The organism is Albidovulum sp. (genome assembly GCF_008933605.1).
In the GTDB taxonomy this organism is placed as follows: domain Bacteria; phylum Pseudomonadota; class Alphaproteobacteria; order Rhodobacterales; family Rhodobacteraceae; genus Albidovulum.
On record NZ_WBUS01000235.1, the window covers coordinates 1 to 3,410 of the forward strand.

General features: G+C 71.0%; 4 protein-coding genes and 1 pseudogene. 4 read left to right on the plus strand and 1 reads right to left on the minus strand.

Going from position 1 to position 3,410, the window contains the following annotated elements:
• The 4 genes from trpC to lexA all read left to right on the plus strand — a co-directional run.
• On the plus strand, positions 1–739 hold a 739-nt coding region (gene trpC, locus F9K34_RS17975; protein ID WP_291338481.1), incomplete at its 5' end, for an indole-3-glycerol phosphate synthase TrpC.
• A complete protein-coding gene (gene moaC, locus F9K34_RS17980; RefSeq protein WP_291338482.1) occupies positions 730–1,212 on the plus strand; it encodes a cyclic pyranopterin monophosphate synthase MoaC in 483 nt (160 codons plus the stop codon). The genes trpC and moaC, both read left to right, overlap by 10 nt.
• Complete coding sequence (locus F9K34_RS17985; protein ID WP_291338483.1) at positions 1,209–2,393, plus strand: molybdopterin molybdotransferase MoeA; 1,185 nt, start codon at positions 1,209–1,211, stop codon at positions 2,391–2,393. Before moaC ends, F9K34_RS17985 begins: the two co-directional genes overlap by 4 nt.
• 94 nt (positions 2,394–2,487) lie before the next feature.
• Positions 2,488–3,174, plus strand: coding sequence for a transcriptional repressor LexA (gene lexA / locus F9K34_RS17990; protein WP_291338484.1), 687 nt, complete (start codon positions 2,488–2,490; stop codon positions 3,172–3,174).
• Here the strand turns inward: lexA and F9K34_RS17995 are convergent.
• Positions 3,168–3,410, minus strand: a pseudogene (locus F9K34_RS17995) (hypothetical protein); the annotation flags it as partial. The gene lexA and the pseudogene F9K34_RS17995 overlap by 7 nt on opposite strands.

Below are 3,410 nucleotides of genomic sequence, written 5' to 3' on the forward strand. Positions count from 1 at the left end.
GGCGGCGGTCGAGGCGGCGGCGCGGGAGGCCTCGCCCCCGCGTGGTTTCGGCGCCGCGCTGCGGCGCGCCTCTGCCAGCGGCTACGGACTCATCGCCGAGATCAAGAAGGCGAGCCCGTCCAAGGGATTGATCCGCCCCGACTTCGATCCGCAGGCGCTGGCGCGCGCCTATGCGGAGGGGGGCGCGACCTGCCTGTCGGTCCTGACCGACGCGCCCTCCTTCCAGGGCGCGCCGGAGTACCTGACGGCAGCACGCGACGCGGTCGCGCTGCCGGCGCTACGGAAGGATTTCCTCTACGATCCCTACCAGGTGGCCGAGGCCCGCGCCTGGGGCGCCGACTGCATCCTGATCATCCTCGCCTCGGTCTCGGACACGCAGGCGGCCGAGCTCGAGGAGGCGGCGGAGGGCTGGGGGATGGACGTGCTCCTGGAGGTGCATGACGAGGCAGAGCTTGACCGCGCGCTTGCCCTCAGGTCCGATCTTGTCGGCATAAACAACCGCAATCTCAAGACCTTCGAAGTCACTCTTGAAACCACGAGACGACTTGCACCCCGCATCCCCGCCGAGCGGCTGCCGATCTGCGAGAGCGGGCTTTTCAGCCGCGACGACCTCGCCGAGATGGCGCGCTGCGGCGCCCGCAGCTTCCTCATCGGCGAAAGCCTGATGCGGCAGCCGGACGTGGCGGCGGCGACGCGGGCGCTGCTCGCCGATCCCTCGGAGGTACAGGCATGCCGCTGACGCACTTCGACGCCGAAGGCCATGCGCACATGGTCGATGTCTCGGCCAAGGAGGTGTCCGATCGGATCGCGGTCGCGGAGGCACGGGTGGTCATGCGCCCCGAGACGCTGGCGCTGGTGACCGAGGGCCGGGCGAAGAAGGGCGATGTCCTCGGTGTCGCGCGGCTTGCCGGGATCATGGCCGCGAAGAAGACCGCCGACCTGATCCCGCTCTGCCACCCCCTGCCCATCACCCGGGTTGCCGTCGAACTCGAGCCCGACGGGACGCTTCCGGGTGTGCGCATCGAGGCGACGGTCAAGACCACCGGTCAGACCGGGGTGGAGATGGAGGCGCTGACGGCGGCCTCGGTGGCGGCGCTGACGGTCTACGACATGCTCAAGGCGGCGGAGAAGTCGATGCGCATCGAGGGCCTCCGCGTCGTCCTGAAGGACGGCGGAAAATCCGGCCGCTATGAGGCGGAGGGCGGGCGATGATCACCGTCGAGGATGCGCTGGAGCGGCTTTTCGCGCTGTGCCCCGTGCTGCCCGAGACGTCGCTGGCGCTGCGCGGCGCGGCGGGGCGGGTGCTTATCCGCGACGTCGTGGCGGGGCGCGACCAGCCGCCCTTCGCGGCCTCCGCCATGGACGGATACGCCATCCGCGAGGCCGACCACCAGCCCGGCGCGGTCCTGAAGGTCATCGGCGAAGCTGCGGCAGGAAAAGGATTTTCCGGAACTGTCGATCCGGGGTCGGCGGCCCGCATCTTCACCGGCGCGCCGGTGCCCGACGGTGCCGGCCGCGTCGTCCTGCAGGAGGACGTGACGCGCGAGGGCGACCGCATCACGCTCGGCGCGCGGCTGGAAGCGGGCCGCAACATCCGGGCAGCGGGCCAGGATTTCCGCGTGGGCGACCGCATCACCGCGCCGCGCCGCCTCCGGCCCGCCGACCTTGCGCTCATCGCGGCGATGAACGTGCCCGAGGTCGTGGTGGCGCGCCGGCCCGTCGTGGCCTTCGTCGCCACCGGTGACGAACTGGTGATGCCCGGCGATTGTCCGGGACCGGACCAGATCATCGCCTCGAACGGTTTCGCGCTGGCAGCGATGGCCGAGGCGGAGGGCGCGGAGGCGAGGGTGCTGCCGATCGCGCGCGACGACGCGGCGTCGATCCGCTTCGCGCTGGAGCTTGCCGCCGACGCCGATCTCATCGTGACCATCGGCGGCGCCTCGGTGGGCGATCACGACCTGATCGCGCCGGTGACCGAGGCGATGGGCATGGAACGGGCCTTCTACAAGATCGCGATCCGCCCGGGCAAACCGCTGATGGCCGGCAGGCTCGGCAGTTCCGCGCTGCTCGGCCTTCCTGGAAACCCCGTTTCTGCAATTGTTTGCGGCCATGTCTTCATGTTGCCGATGCTGCGCGCGATGCAGGGCCTGCCGCGCGCCGGCGCCACACGGGCGCGCGCCCGTCTCGCCCGGTCGGTGGAGGCGAACGGCCCCCGCGAACATTACATGCGGGCCCGTCTCGGCCAGGATGGCGGCGGCGTCACCATCGCGCCCTTCGACCGGCAGGACAGCGCGCTGCTGTCGATCCTGTCGGAGGCGGACGCGCTGCTCATCCGGCCGGTGAACGACCCCGCCCGCGACGCCGGCGCCGAGGTGGACTATATCGCGCTCTGACCGCGCCCCGCCGGGGAAACCGTTGACACAAAACGGGAACGCGGGTAGAACCATTCCAGAACGGCCCGGGGTTTGGGCAAAGGAAAACAGGCACATGCTGACCCGCAAGCAGTTGGAACTACTCGATTTCATCCAGAGGCGCGTCGCCCGCGACGGGGTGCCGCCCTCCTTTGACGAGATGAAGGAGGCGCTGGATCTGCGCTCAAAGTCCGGCATCCACCGGCTGATCACGGCGCTGGAGGAACGCGGCTTCATCCGGCGCCTCGCCCACCGGGCTCGCGCGATCGAGATCGTGAAACTGCCCGAGGCGATGGAGAAGCCCGGTTTCACCCCGCGGGTGATCGACGGCGACCGCGCCCTGCCGCCCCGGGGCGCCATGCCGGTGGCGGAGGTCCATGCGCTGGAACTCCCCGTCATGGGCCGGATCGCGGCCGGCGTGCCGATCGAGGCGATTTCCGAAGTGTCCCACCATATCGCGGTGCCCGGCTCCATGCTCGCGGGGCGCGGCCAGCACTACGCGCTGGAGGTGAAGGGCGATTCGATGATCGAGGCCGGGATCAACGACGGTGACATCGTCGTGATCCGCGAACAGACCACCGCCGACAACGGCGACATCGTCGTGGCGCTGGTCGAGGGCCACGAGGCGACGCTGAAGCGCTTTCGCCGCCGGGGCGGAATGATCGCGCTCGAGGCCGCGAACCCGGCCTACGAGACGCGGGTCCTGCCCGAGGACCAGGTGAAGGTGCAGGGCCGGCTCGTCGGCCTCATCCGCAGCTACTGACGCGCCGCAAGCCGCTGGCGGGCCGCGGGCCGGCGATTCCAGAGCCGGTCGCCGGCCGCATCGCGCGCGGTCACGATGCGCGGGCCTGCGTAGACGGCGAGCGCCCCCGTGGCCTTCAGTTGCCGTGGCCCGAAGAAGAGACAGCCCTCGGGCGGCGCGCCGTCCCACTCGGCCGGCGTGACGACCAGCGCGCCCGCCCGGCAGGCGTCCGCGACCCGGTCTGCCGCGCCCTTCCC